Below are 25738 nucleotides of genomic sequence, written 5' to 3' on the forward strand. Positions count from 1 at the left end.
AAAAACCATAAATTCCTACTTAATGCAAGTAGATTTTGCTAGCCAACAGCTTATCTATCCACAAGGCATAAAGATACACGACACCACGACTTCAAACTTCTCTCACCCTGAAAATTTTGTCGTCTTTGAATGCGTGCATAGATTATTAGAAAAGGGCTATAAAGCAGAGTCTTTAGAGCTAGAACCAAAGTGGCAGCTAGGCAGAGAAGCAAAAAGTGGGAAAGCTGATATTTTAGTGCGTGATAATAAAAATGCCCCCTATCTCATCATAGAGTGCAAAACCGCAGGGGTGGAATTTAGCAAAGAGTGGAGCAGGATGCAGGAAAATGGCGGGCAGCTTTTTAGCTATTTTCAGCAAGAAAAAGCTACAAAATTCCTATGCCTTTACACCAGCGATTTAGAAGCAGAATCTAAAAGCATAAAATATCAAAACTACATTATCCAAGCCTTTGATAATGACGAATACTTGCAAGAAAACGAGCTAGAAAAATCCTATAAAAAAGCAAGTAATAACACCGAGCTTTTTGCAGTATGGAAAGAGAGCTATGAATTGCAATTTTTCACGCAAGGCATTTTTGAAAATGATGTGAATGCCTATAAGATTCTAGAGCTAACCCCCACTTTTTCTAATCTACAAGAGCTAAAAGAAGAGGGTAAATACCACGAGTTTGCTAAGATTTTACGCAAACATAATATTTCAGGCAAAGAAAATGCCTTTGATAAACTTGTAAATATCTTTCTTTGTAAAATCTATGATGAAAGCTTTAATAAAAACAATCTCAAATTTGGCTATTTTGGCGTTATGGCAGATACTTATGCGAGTATGCAAGATAGGCTAATGCTCCTTTACAAAGAAGCGATGAGTGAATTTTTAGGCGAAGAAATTACCTTTGTCTCTAATGATGATATAGAAAAAGCCTTTAAAAAACTCCACGCAACAGATTTAAAAGCACAAATACAAAAGCATATCAAAGAGCTTAAATTCTACTCCAACAACGACTTTGCCTTTTTAGAAGTGCATAATAAAGAGCTTTTCTTACAAAACGCCCTAGTGCTAAAAGAAATCATCGAGCTTTTTTCTCCCTACAAACTCACGCAAAATTCCACCAATCAATTCTTAGGCAATCTTTTTGAGCTTTTTTTACAAAAGGGTATGAAGCAAGATGAAGGGCAGTTTTTCACCCCGATTCAAATTTGTGAGTTTATTATGTATGCCTTACCGCTAGATTCTATGCTAAGTTCTAAGCCTTTAAAAGTGCTTGACTTTGCTTGTGGGGCTGGGCATTTTCTAAACACTTATGCAAATGAGCTTAAACGCTACGCCACGCAGGATTTACAAGAGCATTACAAACAAATTTATGGCATTGAGAAAGAATACCGCCTAAGTAAAGTCGCAAAAGTTTCTTCTGCAATGTATGGACAAAATGAAATCAATATCCTTTATGCAGACGCCCTTGCCACACACGAGCTAGAAAATCCCAAAACAGACAGCGGAAATAAGCAAAAGCCCCAAATCAATAACCACAGCTTTGATTTACTTATCGCTAATCCCCCTTACTCTGTCAAGGGCTTTTTAGAGACCTTAAGTGCTAAATCCAAAAAAACCTACACACTTTTTACTAATGAGATAAATATAGAGACAAATAACGCCATTGAATGCTTTTTCATAGAGAGGGCAAATCAGCTTTTAAGAGACAATGCCAAAGCCGCCATTATCCTACCAAGCTCTATTTTAAACAAAGATGGCATTTATAAAAGCACAAGAGAGATATTGCTTATCAATTTTGACTTCATCGCTATCGTGGAGCTAGGCAGCGGGACTTTTGGAGCGACAGGCACAAATACCATTATTTTATTCTTACGCAAAAAGGACAGCTTCACACCAGAAAACGCAACCATTTCGCAAGATTATAGCAATATCAAAAACTACATAGAAAGCGGACATTTATCACAAAATGAGCCTTATAAAGACTACATAAACGCATTTAATGCGTATTGTGATTTTAGGGGCTTTGATAAAGGGGAGTATGAGAGCTTTTTAAATGGGAGTTTAGAATCTTATCCATTTGGGTGGGTGCAGGGCGTAGGGGTGCAAAATAGTAAAAACGCTAAAAGCACAACACAGCTTTTAGAGCTAGATACCTTTAAAGAATACCACGCCGCCTTTAAAGAAACAAGCGAGTATAAAAAGCTGCTAGATTCTAAAGCCTACAAAGATTCTAAAGACAAAGACACCTTGATACACAACGCCTTTTTAGCTTACGCAAGAGCGATAGAAAAAGATAAATTACTCTATTTCTCTCTAGCTCTCAATCAAGCCCCTATCATCATCAAAGCCCCAAGTGATAACAAAGAGCAGAAAAAATTCTTAGGCTATGAGTGGAGTAATCGCAAAGGCGATGAAGGCTTAAAAGAGCTACATAGTCCCTACCTTAGCCCCCTTTTTGAAAGGGATAATCCGCAAAATGAAAACAAACTAGCCTACCTTATCCGCCAAGCATTTTTAGAAATCTCTAATCCTATCCCACAAGATTTAAGCTCCTATGCTTTTAAGGCAAAACTCATAGATATGCTAGACTTTAGCAAAGTGGATTTTAATAAGGCTATAAGTCTAAATCCTATCAATTCACAAGGCGAGGGCAAGGCACAGAATCCTTTTGAAAATTGTAAATTTGAGTTGGTAAAGTTAGGGGAAGTTGCAAAAATTGATTGGGGTAATACAAATCTAACAAAATCAATATATAAGAATGATGGGAAATATCTTGCATACTCGGCAAGCGGACAAGATGGCAAAATTGATTTTTTTGAAAATGATGAAGAGGCAATTATATTATCCGCCATTGGTGCTAGATGTGGGAAATGTTTTTTTGCTATTGGAAAATGGACGGCTATTAAAAACACTATTACAATAAAAACTGATAAAGAAAAAGTTATTTCTAAGTTTGCATTTTATCTAGTTAATAATGAAAATTTTTGGGAAAAATCTGGCTCTGCCCAGCCTTTTATAAAACTTTCTTCAGTTAAAAATACAAAAATCCCCCTACCACCCCTAGAAATCCAAAAGCAAATCGTAGCAGAATGTGAAAAGGTAGAAGAGCAATATAACACCATAAGAATGAGCATAGAAAAATACCAAGAGTTAATTCGTGCGATTTTAGTCAAATGCGGCATTGTAGCTAGTGATGAATCTATCGGGGGGCAACTAGCCGCTTAATTGCTTCCTTGCTAGATTCTATCCAAGAGCTAGAATCTAAGCTAGATTTTGATAACAATAACACCTTAGATTTTAAAGCCCTTTTAGATTCTATCCCCACCCCACCAAAACAAGGCTGGGATACAAAAAAATTACAAGAAATCGCAAACATCTCAAGGGGAGCATCGCCTAGGCCTATCAATGAATTTTTAACGCAAGATTCTAATGGGATTAATTGGATTAAAATCGGCGATGTGGCAGACAATGCAAAATATATCACACAAACAAAAGAAAAAATTACTCCACAAGGAGCAGAAAAATCAAAATTTGTTAAGGTTGGGGATTTTATTTTGTCAAACTCAATGAGTATAGGCAGACCTTATATCTTAAAAATAGATGGTTGCATACACGATGGTTGGTTGCTTTTATCAAATATAGATAGGACAATTAGCAAGGAATTTTTATATTATGCTTTAATCTCAAGCGACACGCAAAAACAATTTAAAGAAAAAGCTAGTGGAATGGTAGTGGAAAACCTAAAGATTGATTTAGTCAAAAGTGTAAAAATCCCCCTCCCGCCCCTCGCCGCACAGGAAAACATCATTCAAACTATTGAAAAGCTGGAAATGAGAATTGAAAATTTTGAGCTTTTGATGGAAAATTTAGAGTCTAAAAAAGCAGAAATTTTAACATCCTTTTTAGAGAGTGGAATTTAAGAAGCGTTAAATAATTTGGTTTATAATCTTCATTTTGATTAAGGATAAATGATGTTTCACGCTACAACGATACTAGCTTATAAAGGTAAAAATAAATCTGTCATTGGTGGTGATGGACAAGTAAGCTTTGGCAATACCATACTCAAGGGCAATGCCATTAAAATTCGAAAACTTAATAATGGCAAGGTTTTGGCAGGCTTTGCGGGTAGCACGGCTGATGCTTTTAATCTTTTTGATATGTTTGAGAATTTGCTCCAAAGTGCGAAGGGCGATTTGCTTAAAGCGGCGATTGATTTTTCTAAGGAATGGCGTAAGGATAAGTATCTAAGAAAGCTCGAGGCTATGATGCTTGTGCTTGATAGAGAGCATATTTTTTTACTTTCTGGCACGGGTGATGTGGTAGAGCCAGAAGACGGGCAAATCGCAGCCATAGGAAGCGGAGGAAATTACGCTCTTTCAGCGGCTAGAGCCTTACAAAAACACGCCCAAAATTTAGACGAAGAAGAGCTGGTTAAATCAAGCTTAACGATAGCTGGAGAAATTTGTGTTTATACAAATACCAACATTAAAACTTATGTAATTGAGGATGAAAAATGAATTTAACCCCTAAAGAAATTGTTAAATTTTTAGATGATTATGTGATAGGGCAAAAAAATGCGAAAAAAATCATCGCCATAGCACTAAGAAACCGCTACCGCAGAATGAAATTAAGCCCTGAGCTTCAAGATGACATAATGCCTAAAAATATTTTGATGATAGGCTCAACTGGTGTGGGCAAAACGGAAATCGCAAGGCGTTTGGCGAAAATGATGGGCTTTCCTTTTATAAAAATCGAAGCGAGTAAATATACAGAAGTGGGCTTTGTGGGGCGTGATGTAGAAAGTATGGTAAGAGACCTTGCAAATGCGGCTTTAAATTTAGTCAAAAATGAGCAAAGGGAGAAAAATCAAGATAAAATTGACGCTTATATTGAGGATAAAATTTTAGAAAAACTTTTACCACCCCTACCAAAAGGCGTGAGTGAAGAAAAGCAAGAAGAGTATAAAAATAGCCTAGAAAAAATGCGAGTTAAGCTTAAAAATGGCGATTTAGATGAGAGTGTGATAGAGCTTGAAATTTCGCAAAGTATGTTTGATACGAATCCAAATTTACCACCTGAAATGAGTGCTATGCAAGATATGGTAAAGGTCATCGGTGTGGGTAGTAAAAAAGTCAAAAAAGAAATGAAGATAAAGGACGCTAGAAATACCCTAAAAAGCGAAGCAAGTGATAAAATTTTAGATACGGAAAATATTAAGAGTGAGGCTTTAAGACGCGTGGAAAATGAGGGGATTATCTTTATCGATGAGATAGATAAAATCGCCGTTTCAAGTGCAAATTCTAATCGTCAAGACCCTAGTAAAGAGGGCGTTCAAAGGGACTTGCTTCCCATCGTGGAAGGCTCAAGTGTGCAAACAAAACTTGGAGTTTTAAAAACCGACCATATCCTTTTCATCGCGGCGGGAGCTTTTCATCTTAGTAAGCCAAGCGATTTAATCCCAGAGCTTCAAGGACGCTTTCCCTTAAGAGTGGAGCTTGATAGTCTTGATGATGAGGCTTTATATGCGATTTTAACCCGTCCTAAAAATTCGCTTTTAAAGCAATATATAGAGCTTTTAAAAACTGAAAATTTAACATTAGAATTTGAAGATGAGGCGATAAGAGAAATTGCTAAAATCGCTTCAAGGGCAAATGAAGAAATGCAAGACATCGGTGCGAGAAGATTGCACACGGTGATTGAAAAATTGCTTGAGAATTTAAGTTACGAAGCCGATGAGTATGCGGGTAAAAAATTCATTGTAGATAAAAAAATGGTCGAAGAGAAATTAAGCTCAATCGTAGAAAATAAAGACTTAGCAAGGTATATTTTGTGAGAAGTGGCTTTATAAGCCTCATAGGACGCACAAACGCAGGTAAAAGCACTCTTATTAATTCTTTACTTGAAGAAAAAATAGCCCTCGTTTCTCACAAACAAAATGCCACGAGGCGCAAAATCAAAGCCATAGTAATGCAAGGGCAAAATCAACTCATCTTCATAGACACGCCCGGACTTCACGAAAGCAAAGCCGTGCTTAATCAGCTTTTAATTCAAAGTGCGATAAAGGCTATGGGGGATTGTGATGTAATCGTTTTTGTGGCGAGTGTTTTTGATGATGTGAGTGATTATGAAAAATTCCTTGCGTTAAAGCCTAAAATTCCGCATATTGTGGTGCTTAATAAGGTCGATTTGGCTAAAAACGAAGAAGTGCTTCAAAAATTACAAGAATATGCGAAATTTAGCAGTCATTTTGAGGCTATTTTGCCTTATTCTGCGAAACAAAAAACTTATAAAAAAGCACTTTTGGAAGAAATTGTAAAATTACTTCCTAAGCATTCGCATTTTTATGATAGTGAATTTTTAACTCCAAGTAGCGAAAAAGAGCTTTTTAGAGATTTTATTTTGGAAAGTTTGTATGAGAATTTGAGCGAAGAATTGCCTTATTGTAGCGAGGTTTTAATGCAAAGCGTAAAGGAAAAGCCTCAAATTCTCATTATCCACGCGCAAATCATCACAGATACAAATTCACACAAAATGATGATAGTAGGAAAAGAGGGCGCAACCCTTAAGAGAATAGGCAAAAATGCAAGGATTAAAATAGAAAAATTAGTGCAAAAAAAGGTGCTTTTAAAGCTTTTTGTTGTTGTTAAGAAAAATTGGCAAAAAGATGAGCTTTTTTTAAAAAAAATGCTAGAGTATGAAGAGTAAAAAGCGTGAATTTATAAGCTTTGACGAGCTTTTTTATGTGAAAAAAAGTGCAAATTTAGAAAACGATGTGCTTTTTGAAAATGCTGTGGAAGAGCTGCATTTAAACAACGCTTTTGAGTATCAAATGAGCGTTTTTAGAGAAAATGAAAATGCTCACATTTTCTTAACGCACATTAAAAATTTGGACAAAAAAGAAAGTGTTTATCCTCAGCCACTTATTTTTAGCGCACTCTATCCTAAATTTGTTAAAGAGAAAAAATTTTGTGTTGTGTTTTTTGGAGAAAATTTTAGCTTTGTGAGCTATTTTGAAAAAACACATTTTATAGGGCTTAAAAATTTGCCGCAGTTTGGTTTGAAAGATTTAAGTTTAAAGGAAAATAGGGAGGAATATTTTCAAAATTATGGAATTTTAGAGCATTTAATGCAAAATGATTTGGTATTAAGTGTAAATGATAATTTTGGTTTTGGAGCGTGGCTTACTCAATACCACAAGCACTTAAAAATGGAAAGTTTATTAAAGGATGAGCCACAAAATGAACTTTGCCTTCTTTGCCATTTTCCTAGCGAGGTGGATTTTATTAAGAAAAATGAGCTGAATTTAAAGCCTATTTTTGTGGGATTTGGGGCATTTTTTGGTGCTTTTTTGATAAGTTTAGCTTTTTTACTTGTGCGAGATTATCCAAAATATAAAGAAAACCGCCTCATCTTGCAAAATAATGCTTCCTTAAAAGAACAATTAAATGCCTTAAATTTAGAGCTTTCCTTTCTTAAAAAAAGTGTTAAAGATTTAAATTTCACACATCAAAATAATACACTTTTAATCAAGCAAAATGAAGAATTTACCGAGGCTTTAAAGACTGAAATAAATCCAAAAAAAGATAAATTTAACACCATTTTTACGCTTTTTAAACTTCTTAATCAAAATGAAATTAAAATCATCTTTTTATCTTTAAATGATAATGTCATTAAGCTTGTTTTTAGTGAGGAAGTGCAGTTTGAAAAAGCGCTTAATTTCTTTAGTAATGCGCTTAAATTTAAGGTTTTAAGTAGGGAAAATTTAGAGCTTGTTTTGGAGTTTAATCTTGCTTGAGCGTTTAGAAAATTTAGCTTTAAGGGAAAAAATTTTAGCCCTTATTTTATTATCTATTTTGGGAGTATTTGTTGCGTTTAAGACCTATGAGGCGGTTTTTCAAGATTTTTTTGAGCAAAATACGCATTTTGATTCTTCGCTTTTAAACGAAAATAAAAGGCAAATTTTACATTTGAAAAGCTTAGAAAATGAGTTAAACCAAAGTGTTTTAAGGCAAAATTTGATTTTGGAAAATCATAAAAATGAAAATTCTTATCTTGTAAAAAATTATGAAGATTATCTAAAAAGCATAGAAAATTTAAGCAAAAAGCATAATTTATTAATTAAAAATCTTAAAAGTTCTCACAATACACACGAGCATTTTCAAATTTTTCGGTTGAATTTAGAATTGAGTGGGGAATTTCCCAAACTTTTATTATTTATTAAAGAGCTTGAAAATTTGGACTTTATTTTTGCATTTGAGAGCATAGAATTCCAAAATACAAAGGGTTTAAATTTAAGCCTTCATTTGGATTTGAAATTTGTATCTTTAAAATGATAAAAATGTAAAATCGTAACAACTTAAAATAAATTTACTTAGAAATGTTACTAAAATCTACAATTTTATACTACAATTAAAGAAATTTCTTTAACAAAAGGGAGCTTATGCAACAAGAAATAAACCATCAAAAAATTGATAAGGCATTTCTAGGACACCCTAAACCACTTTTTGCTTTATCGGCGACTGAACTTTGGGAGCGATTTTCTTTTTATGGTATCCGTCCTTTACTTGTGCTTTTTATGACAGCGACTTTGCTTAGCGGAGGACTTGGTATGAGTAAGGAAGAGGCTTCTGCGATTGCTGGTATTTTTGGAGGATGCATTTATCTTGCTGCTTTGCCCGGTGGCTGGTTAGCGGATAATTACTTGGGGCAAAAAAAGGCTGTGTTTATCGGCTGCGTTATCATTGCTTTGGGGCATTTAAGTATCGCTTTATCCTATTTTATTTCCCCTTTGTTTTTTGTTGGACTTGCTTTGATTGTGATTGGGACGGGACTTTTTAAAACTTGCTCTTCAGTTATGGTAGGTATGATGTATGATAAAAAGGATGCAAGAAGGGATTCTGGTTTTACTATTTTTTATATGGGGATTAATATCGGCGGTTTTATAGCCCCTTTGGTAACAGGCTTTTTGCAAACTCAGTATGGTTGGCATTTGGGATTTGGCGCAGGGGGCATTGGTATGCTGATAGCTCTTTGTATTTTCGCATTTAAGGCTGTACCTGACTTTAAGGAATTTGATGAAAAGGTGGGAATGAGCGAAGCTTGGGACAAACCTACGGTGCGTAATAAAAATGCCATTTATGTGATTGTTATATTTTTGGTTGCCCTTGTGGGCTTTGCTATTTTGGGTATGGGAGGGATTATAAATCTTAATCCCGTTGCCATCGCAGAAAGTATGACTATGATAATTTTGTGGTGTGCGGGACTTTATTTTCTTTACCTTTTCTTTTTGGCTTCTTTAACTAAAGATGAAAAGAAAAATTTAATTGTTTTTGTGGTGCTATTTTTTGCTGCTGCTGTGTTTTGGTCGGTATTTGAGCAACAATATACTACATATAATTTCTTTGCCGACAAGCTTACAAATAAGGTCGCTTTTGGTTATGAAATTCCAACCGTTTGGTTTCAGTCTATAAACTCCCTTTTTATCATACTTTTAGCACCTGTTGTGGGAGCGATTTGGGTATTTTTAGCAAAAAGAAAATTTGAACTTTCTTCTTTGACCAAATTTTCTTTAGGGTTAATTGGTGCTGGTGTGGGCTTTTTGATTATGGCTTTTGCTGCTAGTGGCATTATTTCAAATAACGGCGGAGCGGAAAATGCTGTGAGTGCTGTGGCAAGTGGAAGTGCCATTTTGGCGTCTCCTTGGTGGTTGGTGGGAAGCTTTTTATTTTTAACCTTAGGAGAACTTTGCCTTTCGCCTGTGGGTTTGTCCATAATGACAAGAATTGCGCCTAAGCTTATCAAGTCGCAAGTTATGGGATTATGGTTTGTTAGCATTTCTGTGGGAAATGTTTTAGCAGGGCTTATAGGCGGACACGCAAATGAGGAAAATTTGGCTTCTTTGCCTGATTTATTTTATCAATGTGTTTGGATTTTATTTGCCGTGGCTGTGGTGCTTTTAATCCTTAAAAAATTTATTAAAAAATTAGAAAATTAATTTTGGAAAAAATGATGAATGAATTTGCAAAAAGAGTAAAAAATTTACGCGAGGCTATGCAAAATAGTTATCTAGACGCGTATCTTGTGGTAAATGCCGACCCACATTTGAGTGAATATTTAAGCGATTATTATAAGGTAAAGGATTATTTAAGTGGCTTTAAGGGTTCTGTGGGGACCTTACTTTTTACGCAAAAAGAGGCTTATTTATGGGTTGATGGTAGGTATTGGCTACAGGCAGAAAAAGAACTCGAGGGAAGTGGCATAGTTTTACAAAAGCAAGATAAGGAAAATACTTTTCAAAATTGGCTTAAGAAAAATTTGGATAAAAATCAAATTTTGGGTTGCGATTTTGCTGTATTAAATTTGGCTCTTAAGAAAGAATTGGAAAATTTTTGCACACTTAAACATTGTGATTTAATCGCTACTCTTTGGGAAAATCGTCCAAGCTTACCAAAGGTGCAAATTTATGCTCACGAAAAAGAGTATTATTCTTTAAGCACTAAGGAAAAAATCGCTCTTGTAAGAGAAAAAATGCGTGAGCTAGGTGCGGAAAATCACCTTATCTCAAGTCTTGATGACATTGCTTATCTTACAAATTTAAGGGGCGGTGATGTGGAGTATAATCCTGTCTTTTTAAGCCATTTATTGATAAAGCAAAGCGAGGTTTTGCTTTTTGTTGATGAGGGAAAAATAGCACATTTTTTAAGGTTGGAACTTGAAAATGAGGGGATTATTTTAAAGCCTTATGAAAGTGTGATTGACGAGCTTAAAAATTTAGAAAATACGACTTTATTAATTGAGCCTAGTAAAATGACTGCTTTACTTATAGAATCTTTAAATTCCAGTGTAAAACTTGTGGAGGAAATCAACCCTAGCACATATTTAAAAGCCATAAAAAGTGCAAAAGAAATTTCTCACATTGAAAGGGCTATGATTGAAGATGGTGTGGCTTTATGCCGCTTTTTTGCTTGGCTGCAAGAGGCTTTGGTAAGGGGTGAGAGTATCGATGAGGTGGATATTGACATTAAGATTACTGAGTTTAGGGCTAGAAGCGAGTATTATGTGAGCAATAGCTTTGCGACCATAGCAGCTTTTAAAGCTAATGGTGCTTTTCCACATTATAAAGCAAGTAAGGAAAATTGTTTAAAGATTGAGGGCGATGGTTTTTTACTCATTGACTCAGGCGCTCAATACAAAAATGGCACGACTGACATCACTAGGGTTGTGCCTGTGGGTAAGTTGGAAAAAGAGCAAATTCACGATTATACTTTAGTCTTAAAGGCTCATATCGCAATTTCTAGGGCGATTTTTCCTAAAGACATCGCGATGCCTTTGCTTGATTCCATTACTAGAATGCCATTGTGGGAAGAACAGCTTGATTACATCCACGGCACAGGACACGGAGTAGGGTATTTTTTAAATGTTCATGAGGGTCCTCAGGTGCTGTCTTATTTTGCTCCGGTTCTTGAAAAAATGAAAGCCAAGGAGGGTATGCTCACCTCCATAGAGCCAGGAATTTATAAAGTGGGTAAATGGGGCGTGAGGCTTGAAAATTTGGTTATTAATACGAAAGTAAAAAATCCTAAAAATTCATCTTTTGGAGAATTTTTATATTTTAGACCCGTTACACTTTGCCCTTTTGAGCTAAGTTGTATTGATATAACTTTACTTGATGAAAAAGAAAAAAAGTGGCTTAATGCCTATCATAAAGAAGTTAGAGAAAAACTTGCCCCATATCTTAAAGATGATTTTAAAGCGTTAAAATGGCTTGAGGATAGAACCCAGACCATTTAAGGGGCTATTTTTTCAGCCTTATAGGCGAGGTATCCAAAGATATTAACGCCTATACCAACAAAAACCAAAAGTAAAATTCCCCAAGAAAAAGTGTGAAAAATATCGTGTAGTAAGCCGATAATCCAAGGAGCTTGCGCAGCGATTAAATAGCCACAACCTTGTGCGAAAGCGGAGAGTTTTGTGGCGATTTTGGCATTTTGACTTTTTTGAGCGATGAAGAGTAAGGCTATACCAAAAACACCGCCCCAAGGAATTCCTATAAGAAAAGCACTCAAAAGCACCATAAAAGCACTATCAAAAGCATATAGTATGAAAAAGGCGATGACATATAACGCACACAAACTAGCGACATAAGGTGTATGAAGCCTTAGGGGAAGTTTTCCCAAAAGCAAAGGTCCAAAAAGAGAAATGGGCAAGGCTACAAGCTGGGCTAATAAAACGGCATTTGTGGCAAAGTCTTTATCAAAGCCTTTTTCTACGATAAATTGCACATACCAAAAAAATAAAGCATAAGCTAAAAAACTCTGTGTCCCCATAAAAAGCGTGATTTTCCAAGCGGTTTTGTGGGCGTAAAGTTTGATTTTGAGAGTATTTTTACTTTTTTTGCGTTTAATTCTGCCATTTTTCATTTGAGGATAGTAAGCAACGAGTGCAATCAAAGCAAAAATAGCCCAAAAAGCCATAGCTTCAGGCACGGCAAAAAATTTCAAAAGAGGCGTTGCAAAGGCGATACCAAATATAGAGGAAATGCTTAAAACAAGGCTATAAATTCCCATAAGTGAGGAAATTTTATTAGGAAATTTTTCTTTTATAAAACTTGGAAGCAAAACATTAGCAAAAGCTATGCCGCAACCTAGCAAAAACATTCCGCCAAAAAGCCCCGAAATTCCAGCGTAAGAGCGGATTAATTCCCCTAATACAATCAAAAATAAAGCACCTATAATAGCTCTAAGTGGGGAAAAATAGCCCACGATGAAAGAAATGGTCCCAAAAGCTACAAGGGGCAACGCGGTCAAAGCCCCCGCTAAGGTAGAATTGAGCGTATAAAAATCTGCGATAACATCTATCATAGGACCCATTGAAGTAATGGGTGCGCGAAGATTAAAGGCTATGATGACAACGATGAAGAAATTGAGCCAAAAAATCTTTTTTTGAATTTGAAACATTATGCACCTTTATCGTTGCTGTTTAATGACTTGATTGTGTTCGTTTAAATTTGTAGTAAAAATATGCTTACCCGTTTTTTTATCTCGCATAAAATATAAATAATTTGTTTTTTGTGGGAAAATCGCCGCACGAATCGCAGCAAGTGAGACATTACACACAGCTTCTTTAGGCAAACCTTCAAATTTGTAGGTATTATAAGGGCTATTATCCTCTCTTATCCTTTGAGGCGTGATTTTGGTATGTGAGTAAGTTCCATAGTTTAAAGTTCCATCCATTTGCAGTTTCATACCTATCTTAAGTCTGTTGTAAATCACACTTGCGACTACGGGCATTTCTTCTTCACTTGCGGCTTCTTTTTGAATGACTGAGGCTGTGATGACATATTGATGCCATTTTTTAGGATTATACTCACCAAAAATTTTCTCCGCCGTTTTTTTATAATGAGCTTGTGCGTAAGAAAGAAGAATTTGTATGAGTAAATCTTCCGTTATGCCCTTTGGTATTTTATAAGTTTCTGGGTAAAACACGCCCTCTTCGTAAGAGGCTTGTTTTTTAAATTCCGCTAAAAGCTTGTTTTTGTCTAAATTAAGTTTTTGTGCTGCAAATTCTAAAAAAACAATGCTAGTTTCGCCCGGGATTAGGGTTAGCGTTTGTAGGGCAGCCTTTGAAATGGTAAGTTTATGTAAAAATTCGGCTCTATTTAGAGGTTTTGTGCCTATATTTATCCAGCCTGATTGTGGGTGTCCTAGCAAAAAGAGAATATATTTATCAATCGATGTTAATTTGTAATGATTTTGCTTTAAATGTGCTATAATTTGCCCCACAGAGCCTTTAGGGATATAAACCACGGAGTTGCTAGGCAGTGGTTGGATGAGATAAAAGCCAAGTCCTAAGGTAAAAATTAAAAAGAAGTTGCGTATGAAAAAGAAAATTTTATACTTTACATTAGGAATTTTAGGATTAATATTTATCGCATTTTTGGTGCTTAAAAACGGAATTTCCATACCAAGTGTCCAATTTGATTTTTTAAAATTGGAGCAATTATATATAAAAATGGATAAAAAACTAATACTTAGAGCAAAAAATATCGTAGTCAATGAAAATAATGCCTCCACAAATTCTAATGAAACCAGCCAAACTATCGTTTCTAAAGAACTTATAAAAATTGCAGAAAATTTAAAATACCTTTACGCTCTTGTTGAGGAGATAAATATAGAAAATCTCACTTTTGGCGAACATAAAGCACAAATTTATTTTAATGGAAATGAATTTTTTATCGATGGGGATTTATTTTTTTTAAAGCTTAGTTTAAAGCACGAAAACGATGAGCTTAAAGCACAAATTCAAAAACTCTTTTTAAAAGAATACGGCGTTGATATGGTTGGAGACCTAAGTATCAACACGAAAAGCGAATTTTATCATTTAAAGGCGGGGGCAAATTCTTCTTTTTTGGATTTTAATACCACACTTTCTTACAAAGAAGGGCAGCTTTCTTATAAAATCGAGAATATTAATATTAAAAATATCGACACGATTGCCAAGCACACAAGAGCAAAGGTTAAATTACCAGAAGAGCTTGATTTGTGGATTTTTAAAAGGGCTAAGGCGGAGTTTTATCATTTAGATTTTTTAGAGGGTTTTGCGGACTTTGCTAGGGGGGAGTATTATTTAGACGAGATTAAGGCACAGGGTTTTGCTAAAAATGTTTCGGTGCGTTTGGATGAGAAAATCACACCGATTAAAATTCCTAGCCTTAAAATCAATTTTTCTAAACAAAAGCTTGATTTAAATTTTGCTAGGGCGAATTATAATGGGGCAAATCTAAACGGAAGCAAGGTATATTTGTATGATTTGTTAAATTCCAAAAAAGCAGGAATTTACCTTTTGATTAAAACGGGTGGGATGATTTTTGACGAAAAATTGGCTAATGCTTTAAAAAATTATGAATTTTCTCTACCTTTTTATCAAAAAAGTGGCAAAACGAGCGGATTTGTGGAGCTTAAGATAGGCTTTCATAAAGATGCAAAAGTTTTTTATAAGGGGAATTTAACTTTAGCAAATGCCACACTTTCTTTGGCGGACTTTAATTTAAATTCCGCTTTAGTGCAGTTTGATAATGGCAAACTTAACATTGACGCAAACGGAGTTAGCAACAGCTTTTTAAATGCAAATTTAAAAGCAAATATTGATTTAGAGCAAAAAAATGGCGTGTTTGATACCCAGCTTACTAGGCTTTATTATGAAGATTATTTTGATATGAGAAATCAAAGCGTAAAGCTTCTTCTAGACTTTAAAGAGGCTGTAAAACTTGATATCCCAGCGTGGAACGCACATTTAAATTTTAGCGAGGGTTTGGAAGCAAATTTGGAGAATTTAAAAACTTTTATGCCTTATTTTAGTGCGGCAAAAAGTGTGGGGCTAAGTGATATTAAGCATTTGCGTTATAAGAGTGCGAATTTTGTGGATTTTAATTTGAGTATTAATAATGCAAGTTTTGAAAAACGCTTTTTGATTAATGGCAAAAGCCCTTATACTCAGGATAGTTTTGAAATTCGAAGTTTGGGAGGAAATTTAACGCTTGATTCAAAGAGTAATTTAATTAGTGCAAGTTTTACGCCAAATATAAAAGAAATTCATCTTAAAAATCTCACCTTTCTTTATGAAAAGGGAGAAAGTGAAAAGAGTTTTGCATTGGAGACAAATCCGCACAATATTAAAATCGGCGGAGCAAATGTAGGTGTTATCCTTTTAGATATGAATAAAACTTTACATTTTGAGCGTTTGGAAGCTTCTTTAAATAAAGCCGTCCTCAATGCTAATGCGAGTAGCGGTAAAGCACAAATAACTTTTCATAAATCTCCCCAAAGATTAAATTTAGTGGTAAATAATATGGATGATGAATTTTTAAATCTCTTTTTACAAAAAGAGGCTTTTAGGGAGGGAGTTTTTAATGCAAAAGTCGAGGGAAGTGGCGATGAATTTTTTGAGGGAGAATTTGAAGTTAAAAATACTTATGTTAAAGATTTAAAAGGAATTAATCAGCTTGTTTCTTTTGTCGATACTGTGCCGTCTTTAGTGATGTTTAGAGCGCCAACTTTCAATCAAAAGGGCTTGCATATACAAAATGGCAAAGTTTTATTTAACCGCAAAAAAGATTTGCTGAGTTTTGATGCGATAAATCTTGAAGGCGATAGTGTGGATTTGTTTGGTTTGGGGAGTGCGAATTTAAGACTTAATACTCTTGATTTAAACCTAGAGCTTAAAACTTTAAAATCAGCGTCCGATGCTATTTCTAAGGTGCCGATTTTAAATTATGTTGTTTTGGGAGATAAGCAAGTCATTAGCACAAACATCAAGGTCAATGGCTCGATAGATAATCCTAAATTCAATACACAAATTCTTACGGATACGCTTAAAACTCCATTTAATCTTATAAAAAATGTCATAAAGCTACCTATGAATTTATTTAATTAATCTAAGACTTCAAAAGGAAAATAATGAAAATAGCCAAGAATTTAGATAAAACCTAAATAAAATCTTTAACACGAGGAAAAAATGAACCAGTCAACTATCGCATTGATTGCAACGAGAAAAAGATTTATCAATTATTGTTCTTACCAAGTTGAAACACTTGTGGGGGGGGGGGGGGGGTAGTAAGCCCTGCACTTTAAAATTTCAATTTTCTTTCTTACTCATAAAAACCTTACTTAAATCTTCAAATTTAAAAGCCTATAAAGAAGTCAAACCTCTTTTAAAAACATCTTATATTCCTTTAAAAATTTTACTTTTACAAAATTTATCTTTTGTCTCACAACATTTTGATGAAGTCAATTTATGGCTCAATTCTAAAGAATTTAAAGACAAATATGAAAGGGAAAACCACCCTTATCCTCCATTACTTAACCCTGAGAAAGTCAATGATAAAAACTATGCTCTAAGTTATGAAAAAATACCTGCTAAATTAGCTTGGGAATTAAATTTACCTTTGCCGAAAAATTATAAATTTGCATTTTTTATTTACGGAAGCTCTGCACACGTAGCGATGATGGATTTTTTTCAAGCGAGTTTTAATTTAATTTTTCATCCCGTAACAGATGGTTTAAATGAAATTAATCCTCAAGATTTCTACTCCACAGAATTTAAAGATGTTGCAGCCTTTACTAGATGGTATTTGAAATATAAAAAATTTGATGAAAAAGGGGTTTATTTAAGTGCTGATTTACCTTTTATCATTTTAGTAAGAGACCCTATTGGCAGGATAAAACATAGGGCAAATCACGGAGGGATAAAGAGAGGTAAAAGCCACAATACTTCCTTTCATCTTAATGATAACATTGACGAAGTTTTGGATAGAAAAAGATTTTATCAACAAAGCCCCTATCCAACCTTAGGCGCTATACCCTCTTTAATCAAACAATCCCAACTTGTCAATTTTTCTTACACAAGCACAGCTAAAATTTGCAATAAAGAAGTGTATTATATCGATGCGAGTGAAGTCAATCCTGATAAGGTAATGGATAGTATGAGAAAATATGCTAAGTTTTTTGGAAAAGATTTGGATGAAGAGAGATTAAAAGGCTTGGAGGAATTTTTAAAACAAAAGAAAATGACGGAACTAAGATACATTATCCCACTCACTCTAAAAATCCGTTCTTTAAATTTAGAAATTTGCCTTAAAGGAAGAAAGGGGAATCTTAAGGATTATGCTAAAGAACTCGTTGATAAAGATTTAGAGAATTTAAAGGTATTTGACATCATCGCTTTAGCAATGAGTGAGGAAGACTTTAAAGCTTTAAAAGAAGATGAAAAATTATTTAATGAAACAAAAATTTATCTTAATGAATTTGTTAAAAAATTAGATAATTTAAGGCAAAAATATGTTGAAACTTATGTGAAAGAAAAAGATGTATTAGAATATCTTAAAACATACAAATACGAAGCCCTAACTCTTAAAAAAGTTTTGGATAAAGAATTTACCCACATTAAAGAAAATCGCCCTGACATTGTTGCTTCGTGGAAGTATTATGGGGAATTTGAGAAAAATTGTAAAGAATTAAATTAAGTGGCGCAGCGGACGGGACTCGAACCCGCGACCTCCGCCGTGACAGGGCGGCATTCTAACCAGCTGAACTACCGCTGCACCGAAAGAAGTAAATGGTGGTCGCTATAAGACTCGAACTTATGACATCCACCTTGTAAGGGTGGCGCTCTACCAACTGAGCTAAGCGACCAAATGGCGACCCCTAGAGGATTTGAACCTCTGTTTCCACACAGAGAGAGTGTTGTCCTGGGCCACTAGACGAAAGGGTCAAACCCTAAAAGTGGTGTCCCCTGTTGGATTCGAACCAACGGCCCCCTCCTTAAAAGGGAGATGCTCTACCGGCTGAGCTAAGGAGACATAAAGTGGCGCAGCGGACGGGACTCGAACCCGCGACCTCCGCCGTGACAGGGCGGCATTCTAACCAGCTGAACTACCGCTGCACCGAAAGAAGTAAATGGTGGTCGCTATAAGACTCGAACTTATGACATCCACCTTGTAAGGGTGGCGCTCTACCAACTGAGCTAAGCGACCCAAAATGGTGTCCCCTGTTGGATTCGAACCAACGGCCCCCTCCTTAAAAGGGAGATGCTCTACCGGCTGAGCTAAGGAGACAAATAAAAAATGTGATTATGCCAAAAACCGCCTTAATTTGTCAAGCATTTTTCATCTTTTCGTCAAGTTTTTTAAATGTTTTGGCATAAAAAGGAAGACAATTTAAGCTTTATTTTGCCTCTTTTAATTTTTTAGCTTAAAGAATCTTCGCTATCATCATCTTTTATGAATTTTTCTTCATTTTCTAAAGTATCAACGAAGCGTCCTATCCTCTCCCAGCGTATGTTATAATCTTTATCAAAAGACATATAGACAAACCAAGGTTGCCCTACGACAAGCTTATAAGGCACAGAACCCCAGAAGCGACTATCTGAGGAAAAGTCCCTATTATCTCCCATCATAAAATATTCATTTTCTGGCACATCAAAAACATAAGCTGCCCCCAGCTCTTTAAAGCTTGTTTTTGACATTGCAAATTGTCCTAAAAGTGCAAATTTTTCGATGATTTCATCCATATTTTTATCTTCTTCATAGTGAATTCCCTTTTGTTTATAAGGCTCTTTGACAAAAAGTCGTCCGCCAAGTTTTATAAGGTCATCTTTGGGATAATTTTCTCGCATAAAATCCTCTCCCTCACTCATACTGACATAAAGGGTTTTATTTGCATAAATAACTCTATCATTTCCCTTAGCCACACAGCGTTTAACGAAGTGAATTTTTTCGTCTTTTGGGTATCTAAAAACGACTATATCGCCTCGTTTTGGTCCCTCCCCACTAATAAGATGCCCATCATCGTCAAAATCTGGTAAAATAGGAATTTCAAGCCAAGGAATATGCGGAGTAGGAATTCCGTAGCTAAATTTCTTAACAAAAAGCATTTCGCCGACTAAGAGAGTGTTTTTCATCGAGCCACTAGGGATAATGAAAGCTTGGATAAAAAAGAATATCACAAGTAAAACAAAGATAATTGTTCCCGTCCAAGAATTAAAAAAAGTGTAAAATTTTTTCAAAAAATTCATATTTATCCTTAAATTTGAGGGTTTAAAAGTCTATTTTTAGCTGATTTTATGGTGTTTTCAAGAAGCATTGCGATTGTCATCGGTCCTACGCCACCCGGAACAGGGCTTATATGACTGACTTTTTTAGAAACTGCATTAAAATCCACATCACCCACCAAAGCATTATTAATGCGGTTAATCCCCACATCGACTATGATGGCTCCCTCTTTTACCATATCTTCTTTGAGTAAATTCACGCAGCCCGCGGCGATTATGATCAAATCTGCTTTTTTGGTGTAAAAACTTAAATCCTTTGTTTTAATATGGCAAATGCTTACGCTAGCACCCGCATTTAAAAGCATCGTTGCCATAGGACGACCGACAATATTTGAAGCACCGATTACTACAGAATCTAAACCCTCCAGATTGATATTGTAAGCTTTTAAAAGCTTCATCACTCCCAAAGGGGTGCAAGGTAAAAAACCGCTTTCAATACCTAAATTTAAATAGCCTACATTGATGGGGTGAAAACCATCGACATCTTTAGAGCTTAAAATGCTTTCAAGGATTAAGTTTTTGTTAATGTGTGCGGGTAGTGGAAGTTGGACTAAAATTCCATGCACACTATCATCGTAATTGAGTGTGTTGATGAGGGCTAAAAGTTCATTTTGTGTCGTGTTAATATCTAGTTTATAGACTAAAGATTTGATTTCACAAGCCTCACAAGCTTTGGCTTTAGCATTGACATAGGTTTTGCTCGCCTCATCATCGCCGACTAAAATGACTGCCAAGCAAGGTTCAACGCCTTTAGTTTTTAGCATTACACTTGTATTTTTCAGCTCTTCTTTTATCTTAAGACTTAAAGCCTTGCCGTCAAGTAAAATCATCTTTATCCTTATTGTTTTGGTATTTTGGGAAAAAATTATAGTGCAAAATAGCAAATTTAAAGCAAATTAAACTTTTTTCATAAGAAATTTGCAACAATTTTTTGTTACAATTTAAGATTAAAATTATCGTTAAATTTTGTGGGAAAGATATGGATTTTCATTTTATACTAACGCACACTCCCGCTTTTTTACAGGCGGCTTGGCTTACTTTAAAGCTTAGTTTTTGGGGTATAGTATTTTCTTTAATCATAGGCTTTTTTTGCGTTTTGATGAGTTTTTTTAAGTTGAAATTTCTAGAAAACTTATGTAAAATTTACATAGAATTTTCGCGCAATACTCCCCTTTTAATCCAACTTTTCTTCTTATATTATGCCTTGCCAAAACTAGGACTTCATCTTGAAAATATTTTTCCTTTAAATTTGCTTTGTCTTAGTGTCGATGAGAGTTTAAGACCGGCTTTTGCTTGTGCCATTGTGGGACTTAGTTTTTTAGGTGGTTCTTATATGGCGGAGGCTTTAAGGGCGGGTTTAGAGTCTGTAAGGAAGCAGCAGTTTGAGGCGGGGCTTAGCCTTGGTTTTAGCACTTTTGGAAATTTGCGTTATGTGATTTTGCCTCAGGCTTTAGCAGTGGCGATGAGTGGCATTAGTGCAAATATCATTTTTCTCATCAAGGAAACATCGGTCGTTAGTATTATAGCTTTGCCTGATTTAGTAACTTTGATGAAGGGTTTAAATTCGCTCACTTATAAAACAGATGAGCTTTTGTTAATGTTATTTTTGGGCTATTTGTTGATTATCTTACCGCTTTCTTTAACACTTTCTTGGCTAGAAAAAAGGCTAAGATATGCTTGAAATTTTAAATTTAAATAGCCTTACTAGACTTGGCGAGGGGCTTTTCATCACTCTTGAAATTTCTTTTGTAAGCATTATTATCACTTCTTTTGGTGGGCTTTTGCTTGGGATTTTGATGAGTCTTAAGAATTCTTATATTTATGTAATTTGTCGTTTTGGCTTGGAATTTGTGCGTGTGATGCCGCTTTTAGTGTGGCTTTTCATTGTGTATTTTGGCTTTTCAAGGTGGCTTGGACTTGATTTAAGTAGCGTAGCAGCGGCGATTATCGTTTTTAGCATTTGGGGGAGTTTTGAAATGATGGATTTAGTGAGAAGTTCCCTACAAAGCATACCAAAACATCAATACGAATCCGCCGCTGCACTAGGTTTAAATCCTCTACAAACTTATATTTTTATCATCATTCCGCAAGCCTTAAGAAGACTTACGCCTCTTAGTATGAATTTACTTACGCGTATGATAAAAAGCACAACTTTTGCTTATTTAATCGGTGCGGTTGAGCTTGTCAAAGTAGGACAGCAAATCATAGAATTTCATAATCAAAATGATTTTGCGCCCTTTGTGATTTATGGATTAATTTTTATGCTTTATTTTGTGATTTGTTATCCTGTGTCGTTGTATGCTAGTAGGCTGGAAAAAAGGTGGAATTAAGATGAGTATATTAAAGATAGAAAATTTAGTGAAATTTTATGGCTCACATAGGGCTTTAAATCATATCAATTTAGAAGTTAAACAAAAAGAAGTTGTTGTTATTTTAGGACCAAGTGGCTGTGGGAAATCGACCCTACTTCGTTGCATTAATGGACTTGAGGAGATTGCCTCTGGGGCGATTTACATTGATGGGGAGAAAATTACTAAAGATTATAAGCACTGGACAAAAATACGACAAAAAGTGGGTATGGTGTTTCAATCTTACGAGCTTTTTGAGCATTTAAGTGTGAAAGAAAACATACTTTTAGGACCTTTAAAAGTGCAAAAGAGAGATAAGGAAGAGGTTTTAAATGAGGCTAAAATTTGGCTTGAAAAAGTGGGACTTTTACACAAACTTGAGGCGTATCCAAGGGAGCTTAGTGGGGGACAAAAGCAACGCATCGCCATAGTGAGAAGCCTTTGTATGAATCCTATGCTAATGCTTTTTGATGAAGTTACGGCGGCTTTGGACCCGGAGATTGTGAGGGAGGTTTTAGAGGTAATGCTTAATCTTGCTAAAGAGGGTATGACTATGCTTATTGTTACGCACGAAATGGGCTTTGCTAAGGCTGTGGCAGATAAAATCGTCTTTATGGATAATGGCGAGATAGTCGAAATTTCTAAGCCCGAAGAATTTTTTCAAAGCCCAAAAACCCAGAGAGCGAAGAAATTTTTAAATCTTTTTGATTTTCATCAATGATTTTGTAAGGGAAAGTATGAAAATTTTTATTATCAATTTAAAAAGAAGTTTGGAGCGTAAAAAGCTTATGCAAAAACAAATAGAAAGATTTTTTGAAAATTATCCAAATTTAAAAGATGAGATAAGCTTTGAATTTTTTGAAGCCATAGATGCGAAAATAAAAGAAAATATGGAAAAATTTACCTCTTATTTTCCTAAATTTCGTTCTCTTGCTTTTTGTGGTAGAGGGGGTTGTGGCATTTTAGATACTGAACTTGCTTGCTTTGCAAGTCATCTTAGCCTATGGCAAAAATGTGTAGAGCTTAATGAGGCGGTCTTGATTTTAGAAGATGATTTTTATTTTGAGGGGGGGGGGGACTTCGCCGAATTTCTTAACTTTTTAAAAGAGACCCCTTATGAATTTGTAAAGGTTAAATTCCGCAATTACGGCTATAAGCACATTAAGGATAAACTTTATCTTTGTGAAAAAAGATTTTCTTTTGGTGCTTTTGCCTATTATATCAAACCTAGTGCCGCATTAAAATGGCTTGATAATTTAAAAAAGATGTATTATCCCATAGATTTTTATACAGATATGTTTTATATCCACAAGGTTATGAGTTATATTTGGGTCGATGAGAACTTTAAGCTTAAAATACCAGAAAATGAGCAAAGCGTCATCGGCTCTCAAGTTAAAAGTCCATTTTTCTTTATAGCTAAATTAGCAAGACCTTTTTGGAAGCTTTATTGGCATTTGCGTTTTTATGTTTTTTTCTTAATGAAGTCTTTAAAATCATAAAATTTAAGATTGCCTTTTCTAGTTCTTGACAAAAATTTTTTTTTAAGGTAGAATTGCAACTTTTATTCGCTGGTTTAGCTCAGTTGGTAGAGCAGCTGCCTTGTAAGCAGCAGGTCGGGGGTTCAAGTCCCTTAACCAGCTCCATTGAATTTTAGCAGTGTTTGACCAGATATCGTTTTTAGCGTTATTTTTTAGGTGAGTTACTCAAGTGGCCAACGAGGGCAGACTGTAAATCTGCTGGCTTTGCCTTCCGTGGTTCGAATCCACGACTCACCACCATAGCTTTGCGGGAGTAGCTCAGTTGGCTAGAGCATCAGCCTTCCAAGCTGAGGGTCGCGGGTTCGAGTCCCGTTTCCCGCTCCAAAGTTTGACTGGGAGCTGTATTTATGATACTTACAGAATTTCCCTATTGAAGAGTTTTTAGTTGTCTATTTATGTGTAAATTTTTCTGAGCGCTCGTATGGCTCAGAGGTAGAGCACTCCCTTGGTAAGGGAGAGGTCGCGGGTTCAATTCCCGCTATGAGCTCCATAATTTGAAAAAATTTAGATAAATTTAGACTTGCTTTTGCTTATTTAATTTTTATACGGAGGAATAAAATGGCTAAAGAAAAATTTTCTCGTAACAAGCCACATGTGAATATAGGAACCATCGGTCACGTAGACCACGGTAAAACTACTCTAACAGCTGCTATTTCTGCTGTTTTATCAAGAAGAGGTTTGGCAGAGCTTAAGGACTATGATAATATCGACAATGCTCCTGAAGAAAAAGAGCGTGGTATTACCATTGCAACTTCTCACATCGAGTATGAGACAGAAAATCGCCACTATGCACATGTGGATTGTCCTGGACACGCCGACTATGTTAAAAATATGATTACAGGTGCTGCGCAAATGGACGGAGCGATTTTGGTTGTTTCTGCTGCAGATGGTCCTATGCCACAAACTAGAGAGCACATTTTGCTTTCTCGTCAGGTAGGTGTTCCTTATATCGTTGTTTTTATGAACAAGGCTGATATGGTTGATGATGCTGAGCTTTTAGAGTTGGTTGAAATGGAAATTAGAGAGTTATTAAGCTCGTATGATTTCCCAGGCGATGATACTCCTATCGTTTCAGGTTCTGCTCTTCAAGCTTTAGAAGAAGCTAAGGCTGGACAAGATGGCGAGTGGTCAGCTAAGATTCTTGAGCTTATGAAAGCAGTAGATGAGTATATCCCAACTCCTGTGCGTGATACTGAAAAAGATTTCCTAATGCCAATTGAAGATGTTTTTTCAATTTCTGGTCGTGGAACCGTTGTAACAGGTAGGATTGAAAAAGGTGTAGTAAAAGTAGGCGATACTATCGAAATCGTAGGTATTAAAGATACTCAAACTACAACTGTAACTGGTGTTGAAATGTTTAGAAAAGAAATGGACCAAGGTGAAGCTGGTGATAATGTCGGTGTGCTTTTAAGAGGAACTAAAAAAGAAGATGTTCTTCGTGGTATGGTTCTTGCTAAACCTAAGTCTATCACTCCACATACAGATTTTGAGGCAGAGGTTTATATCTTAAATAAAGATGAGGGTGGTCGCCATACTCCATTCTTTAATAACTATCGCCCACAATTTTATGTAAGAACAACTGATGTTACAGGTTCTATTAAATTGGCTGATGGTGTTGAAATGGTTATGCCGGGTGAGAATGTAAGAATTACTGTTAGTCTTATCGCTCCAGTAGCTCTTGAAGAAGGAACTCGTTTTGCTATCCGTGAAGGTGGTAAGACTGTAGGTTCTGGTGTTGTTTCTAAAATTATTAAATAAATTTAAAGAAGCCAAGCATTTTTAGCTTGGCTTTGATTTTAAGGAAAGTTAGATGAGAGTTAAAGTTGGTTTAAAGTGTGAAGAATGTGGAGATATTAATTACAGCACTTATAAAAATAGCAAAAATACTACGGAAAAATTAGAGCTTAAGAAATATTGTCCAAGATTAAAAAAACACACACTTCATAAAGAAGTTAAGCTAAAAAGTTAAGCTTGTCCTTAGGGCAATAGCTCCAACGGTAGAGCGCCGGATTCCAAATCCGATGGTTGGGGGTTCGAATCCCTCTTGCCCTGCCATAATGAGGTTTTGTAATGGAAAAATTAGTAACTTATTTTAAATTATCAAAAGCTGAATTAAGGAAAGTGATTTTTCCTTTAAAAGAACAAGTAAGGAATGCCTATATTACCGTGTTTATCGTGGTAGCTGTGGTTTCTTTATTTTTAGCATTAGTGGATTGGATTATGTCTTCTATTGTTTCTTCCATAGTGTGAGGTGGATA

22 protein-coding genes and 12 tRNA genes are annotated in these 25738 nt (G+C 35.4%); 23 read left to right on the plus strand and 11 right to left on the minus strand.

All coding sequences use genetic code 11. The features are described 5' to 3' along the window. Positions 1 to 22: 22 nt before the first annotated feature. The 9 genes from CHELV3228_RS01605 (at position 23) to CHELV3228_RS01645 (ending at position 11779) form a co-directional block, all read left to right on the plus strand. Positions 23 to 3214: an N-6 DNA methylase gene (locus tag CHELV3228_RS01605; protein WP_082200723.1), complete on the plus strand. Its 3192-nt coding sequence runs from the start codon at positions 23 to 25 to the stop codon at positions 3212 to 3214. A gap of 8 nt (positions 3215 to 3222) precedes the next feature. Next, on the plus strand, positions 3223 to 3909 hold the full coding sequence (locus tag CHELV3228_RS10765; protein ID WP_200806028.1) for a restriction endonuclease subunit S: 687 nt from the start codon (positions 3223 to 3225) through the stop codon (positions 3907 to 3909). 51 nt (positions 3910 to 3960) lie between these two features. After that, entirely contained in the window at positions 3961 to 4506 is a 546-nt protein-coding gene (gene hslV, locus CHELV3228_RS01615; RefSeq protein ID WP_082199241.1) for an ATP-dependent protease subunit HslV, read from the plus strand. After that, positions 4503 to 5822 (plus strand): ATP-dependent protease ATPase subunit HslU, encoded by a 1320-nt coding sequence (hslU, locus tag CHELV3228_RS01620; protein ID WP_082199242.1) that lies wholly within the window; start codon positions 4503 to 4505, stop codon positions 5820 to 5822. Before hslV ends, hslU begins: the two co-directional genes overlap by 4 nt. Further along, complete coding sequence (gene era / locus CHELV3228_RS01625; RefSeq protein WP_082199243.1) at positions 5819 to 6694, plus strand: GTPase Era; 876 nt, start codon at positions 5819 to 5821, stop codon at positions 6692 to 6694. Before hslU ends, era begins: the two co-directional genes overlap by 4 nt. Beyond that, a complete protein-coding gene (locus tag CHELV3228_RS01630) occupies positions 6684 to 7784 on the plus strand; it encodes a hypothetical protein (protein WP_082199244.1) in 1101 nt (366 codons plus the stop codon). Before era ends, CHELV3228_RS01630 begins: the two co-directional genes overlap by 11 nt. Continuing rightward, positions 7759 to 8322 carry a hypothetical protein gene (locus CHELV3228_RS01635; RefSeq protein WP_167562779.1) on the plus strand — a complete coding sequence of 188 codons (564 nt, stop codon included), beginning with the start codon at positions 7759 to 7761 and terminating at the stop codon, positions 8320 to 8322. Before CHELV3228_RS01630 ends, CHELV3228_RS01635 begins: the two co-directional genes overlap by 26 nt. A 107-nt stretch (positions 8323 to 8429) precedes the next feature. Then, a complete protein-coding gene (locus tag CHELV3228_RS01640) occupies positions 8430 to 9983 on the plus strand; it encodes a peptide MFS transporter (protein ID WP_082199245.1) in 1554 nt (517 codons plus the stop codon). A gap of 14 nt (positions 9984 to 9997) precedes the next feature. Further along, positions 9998 to 11779 (plus strand): aminopeptidase P family protein, encoded by a 1782-nt coding sequence (locus CHELV3228_RS01645; protein ID WP_082199246.1) that lies wholly within the window; start codon positions 9998 to 10000, stop codon positions 11777 to 11779. On the opposite strand, the gene CHELV3228_RS01650 is transcribed toward CHELV3228_RS01645, so the two are convergent. Together CHELV3228_RS01650 and mltG are read right to left on the minus strand one after the other, a co-directional pair. Further along, positions 11776 to 12945 (minus strand): MFS transporter, encoded by a 1170-nt coding sequence (locus tag CHELV3228_RS01650; protein ID WP_172461470.1) that lies wholly within the window; start codon positions 12943 to 12945, stop codon positions 11776 to 11778. The genes CHELV3228_RS01645 and CHELV3228_RS01650 overlap by 4 nt on opposite strands. A 9-nt stretch (positions 12946 to 12954) precedes the next feature. Continuing rightward, on the minus strand, positions 12955 to 13950 hold the full coding sequence (gene mltG, locus CHELV3228_RS01655) for an endolytic transglycosylase MltG (protein WP_082199247.1): 996 nt from the start codon (positions 13948 to 13950) through the stop codon (positions 12955 to 12957). Here mltG and CHELV3228_RS01660 point away from each other — a divergent pair. Next, on the plus strand, positions 13865 to 16420 hold the full coding sequence (locus tag CHELV3228_RS01660; RefSeq protein WP_082199248.1) for a YhdP family protein: 2556 nt from the start codon (positions 13865 to 13867) through the stop codon (positions 16418 to 16420). The two genes, mltG and CHELV3228_RS01660, sit on opposite strands and share 86 nt — an antisense overlap. 148 nt (positions 16421 to 16568) lie before the next feature. Then, entirely contained in the window at positions 16569 to 18008 is a 1440-nt protein-coding gene (locus CHELV3228_RS01665; RefSeq protein ID WP_115588747.1) for a DUF2972 domain-containing protein, read from the plus strand. A 1-nt stretch (position 18009) separates the two neighbouring features. On the opposite strand, the gene CHELV3228_RS01670 is transcribed toward CHELV3228_RS01665, so the two are convergent. The 9 genes from CHELV3228_RS01670 to folD all read right to left on the minus strand — a co-directional run bounded on the left by CHELV3228_RS01670 (position 18010) and on the right by folD (position 20424). Then, positions 18010 to 18086: transfer RNA gene (locus CHELV3228_RS01670), tRNA-Asp, on the minus strand. Positions 18087 to 18101: 15 nt separating this feature from the next. After that, positions 18102 to 18177 (minus strand) — tRNA-Val (locus CHELV3228_RS01675). Between the two features lie 3 nt (positions 18178 to 18180). Next, a tRNA-Arg gene (locus CHELV3228_RS01680) sits at positions 18181 to 18256 on the minus strand. A gap of 12 nt (positions 18257 to 18268) precedes the next feature. Continuing rightward, positions 18269 to 18344: transfer RNA gene (locus CHELV3228_RS01685), tRNA-Lys, on the minus strand. 6 nt (positions 18345 to 18350) lie between these two features. Further along, a tRNA-Asp gene (locus CHELV3228_RS01690) sits at positions 18351 to 18427 on the minus strand. A 15-nt stretch (positions 18428 to 18442) separates the two neighbouring features. Next, positions 18443 to 18518: transfer RNA gene (locus tag CHELV3228_RS01695), tRNA-Val, on the minus strand. Positions 18519 to 18523: 5 nt separating this feature from the next. Then, positions 18524 to 18599 (minus strand) — tRNA-Lys (locus CHELV3228_RS01700). A 131-nt stretch (positions 18600 to 18730) separates the two neighbouring features. Next, a complete protein-coding gene (lepB, locus tag CHELV3228_RS01705) occupies positions 18731 to 19558 on the minus strand; it encodes a signal peptidase I (protein ID WP_082199250.1) in 828 nt (275 codons plus the stop codon). 8 nt (positions 19559 to 19566) lie between these two features. Beyond that, positions 19567 to 20424: a bifunctional methylenetetrahydrofolate dehydrogenase/methenyltetrahydrofolate cyclohydrolase FolD gene (folD, locus tag CHELV3228_RS01710; protein WP_082199251.1), complete on the minus strand. Its 858-nt coding sequence runs from the start codon at positions 20422 to 20424 to the stop codon at positions 19567 to 19569. Positions 20425 to 20573: 149 nt separating this feature from the next. Here folD and CHELV3228_RS01715 point away from each other — a divergent pair, with 149 nt between their 5' ends. The 12 genes from CHELV3228_RS01715 to secE all read left to right on the plus strand — a co-directional run bounded on the left by CHELV3228_RS01715 (position 20574) and on the right by secE (position 25730). After that, positions 20574 to 21275 carry an amino acid ABC transporter permease gene (locus CHELV3228_RS01715; RefSeq protein WP_082199252.1) on the plus strand — a complete coding sequence of 234 codons (702 nt, stop codon included), beginning with the start codon at positions 20574 to 20576 and terminating at the stop codon, positions 21273 to 21275. After that, the gene (locus CHELV3228_RS01720; RefSeq protein WP_082199253.1) at positions 21268 to 21924 is read left to right on the plus strand and encodes an amino acid ABC transporter permease; all 657 of its coding nucleotides are present in this window, start codon (positions 21268 to 21270) and stop codon (positions 21922 to 21924) included. Before CHELV3228_RS01715 ends, CHELV3228_RS01720 begins: the two co-directional genes overlap by 8 nt. Position 21925: 1 nt before the next feature. Then, positions 21926 to 22663: an amino acid ABC transporter ATP-binding protein gene (locus CHELV3228_RS01725; protein ID WP_082199254.1), complete on the plus strand. Its 738-nt coding sequence runs from the start codon at positions 21926 to 21928 to the stop codon at positions 22661 to 22663. Positions 22664 to 22679: 16 nt separating this feature from the next. Then, positions 22680 to 23441, plus strand: a complete 762-nt coding sequence (locus tag CHELV3228_RS01730; protein ID WP_082199255.1) for a glycosyltransferase family 25 protein — start codon at positions 22680 to 22682, stop codon at positions 23439 to 23441. A gap of 68 nt (positions 23442 to 23509) precedes the next feature. After that, positions 23510 to 23585 (plus strand) — tRNA-Thr (locus CHELV3228_RS01735). Positions 23586 to 23635: 50 nt separating this feature from the next. Next, positions 23636 to 23720, plus strand: a tRNA-Tyr gene (locus tag CHELV3228_RS01740). A 7-nt stretch (positions 23721 to 23727) separates the two neighbouring features. Further along, a tRNA-Gly gene (locus CHELV3228_RS01745) sits at positions 23728 to 23804 on the plus strand. 91 nt (positions 23805 to 23895) lie between these two features. Further along, positions 23896 to 23970: transfer RNA gene (locus CHELV3228_RS01750), tRNA-Thr, on the plus strand. Positions 23971 to 24038: 68 nt separating this feature from the next. Next, entirely contained in the window at positions 24039 to 25238 is a 1200-nt protein-coding gene (gene tuf, locus CHELV3228_RS01755) for an elongation factor Tu (RefSeq protein ID WP_082199256.1), read from the plus strand. Between the two features lie 52 nt (positions 25239 to 25290). Further along, on the plus strand, positions 25291 to 25449 hold the full coding sequence (gene rpmG / locus CHELV3228_RS01760) for a 50S ribosomal protein L33 (RefSeq protein WP_004275236.1): 159 nt from the start codon (positions 25291 to 25293) through the stop codon (positions 25447 to 25449). 10 nt (positions 25450 to 25459) lie between these two features. Then, positions 25460 to 25535 (plus strand) — tRNA-Trp (locus CHELV3228_RS01765). Positions 25536 to 25550: 15 nt separating this feature from the next. After that, positions 25551 to 25730, plus strand: a complete 180-nt coding sequence (secE, locus tag CHELV3228_RS01770; protein ID WP_082199257.1) for a preprotein translocase subunit SecE — start codon at positions 25551 to 25553, stop codon at positions 25728 to 25730. The last annotated feature ends 8 nt before the right edge of the window (positions 25731 to 25738 follow it).

The organism is Campylobacter helveticus, from assembly GCF_002080395.1.
Taxonomy (GTDB): domain Bacteria; phylum Campylobacterota; class Campylobacteria; order Campylobacterales; family Campylobacteraceae; genus Campylobacter_D; species Campylobacter_D helveticus.

Bases quoted from the DNA above. Each gene is read 5' to 3' on its own strand.
- CHELV3228_RS01725 (WP_082199254.1), top strand. From the start codon at position 21,926: ATGAGTATATTAAAGATAGAAAATTTAGTGAAATTTTATGGCTCACAT.
- lepB (WP_082199250.1), bottom strand. From the start codon at position 19,558: ATGAATTTTTTGAAAAAATTTTACACTTTTTTTAATTCTTGGACGGGA.
- CHELV3228_RS01720 (WP_082199253.1), top strand. From the start codon at position 21,268: ATGCTTGAAATTTTAAATTTAAATAGCCTTACTAGACTTGGCGAGGGG.
- CHELV3228_RS01630 (WP_082199244.1), top strand. From the start codon at position 6,684: ATGAAGAGTAAAAAGCGTGAATTTATAAGCTTTGACGAGCTTTTTTAT.
- rpmG (WP_004275236.1), top strand. From the start codon at position 25,291: ATGAGAGTTAAAGTTGGTTTAAAGTGTGAAGAATGTGGAGATATTAAT.
- folD (WP_082199251.1), bottom strand. From the start codon at position 20,424: ATGATTTTACTTGACGGCAAGGCTTTAAGTCTTAAGATAAAAGAAGAG.
- CHELV3228_RS01645 (WP_082199246.1), top strand. From the start codon at position 9,998: ATGAATGAATTTGCAAAAAGAGTAAAAAATTTACGCGAGGCTATGCAA.
- mltG (WP_082199247.1), bottom strand. From the start codon at position 13,950: ATGGAAATTCCGTTTTTAAGCACCAAAAATGCGATAAATATTAATCCT.
- hslU (WP_082199242.1), top strand. From the start codon at position 4,503: ATGAATTTAACCCCTAAAGAAATTGTTAAATTTTTAGATGATTATGTG.
- CHELV3228_RS01650 (WP_172461470.1), bottom strand. From the start codon at position 12,945: ATGTTTCAAATTCAAAAAAAGATTTTTTGGCTCAATTTCTTCATCGTT.
- CHELV3228_RS01660 (WP_082199248.1), top strand. From the start codon at position 13,865: ATGAAAAAGAAAATTTTATACTTTACATTAGGAATTTTAGGATTAATA.
- tuf (WP_082199256.1), top strand. From the start codon at position 24,039: ATGGCTAAAGAAAAATTTTCTCGTAACAAGCCACATGTGAATATAGGA.
- hslV (WP_082199241.1), top strand. From the start codon at position 3,961: ATGTTTCACGCTACAACGATACTAGCTTATAAAGGTAAAAATAAATCT.
- CHELV3228_RS01605 (WP_082200723.1), top strand. From the start codon at position 23: ATGCAAGTAGATTTTGCTAGCCAACAGCTTATCTATCCACAAGGCATA.
- CHELV3228_RS01715 (WP_082199252.1), top strand. From the start codon at position 20,574: ATGGATTTTCATTTTATACTAACGCACACTCCCGCTTTTTTACAGGCG.
- CHELV3228_RS01640 (WP_082199245.1), top strand. From the start codon at position 8,430: ATGCAACAAGAAATAAACCATCAAAAAATTGATAAGGCATTTCTAGGA.
- secE (WP_082199257.1), top strand. From the start codon at position 25,551: ATGGAAAAATTAGTAACTTATTTTAAATTATCAAAAGCTGAATTAAGG.
- CHELV3228_RS01730 (WP_082199255.1), top strand. From the start codon at position 22,680: ATGAAAATTTTTATTATCAATTTAAAAAGAAGTTTGGAGCGTAAAAAG.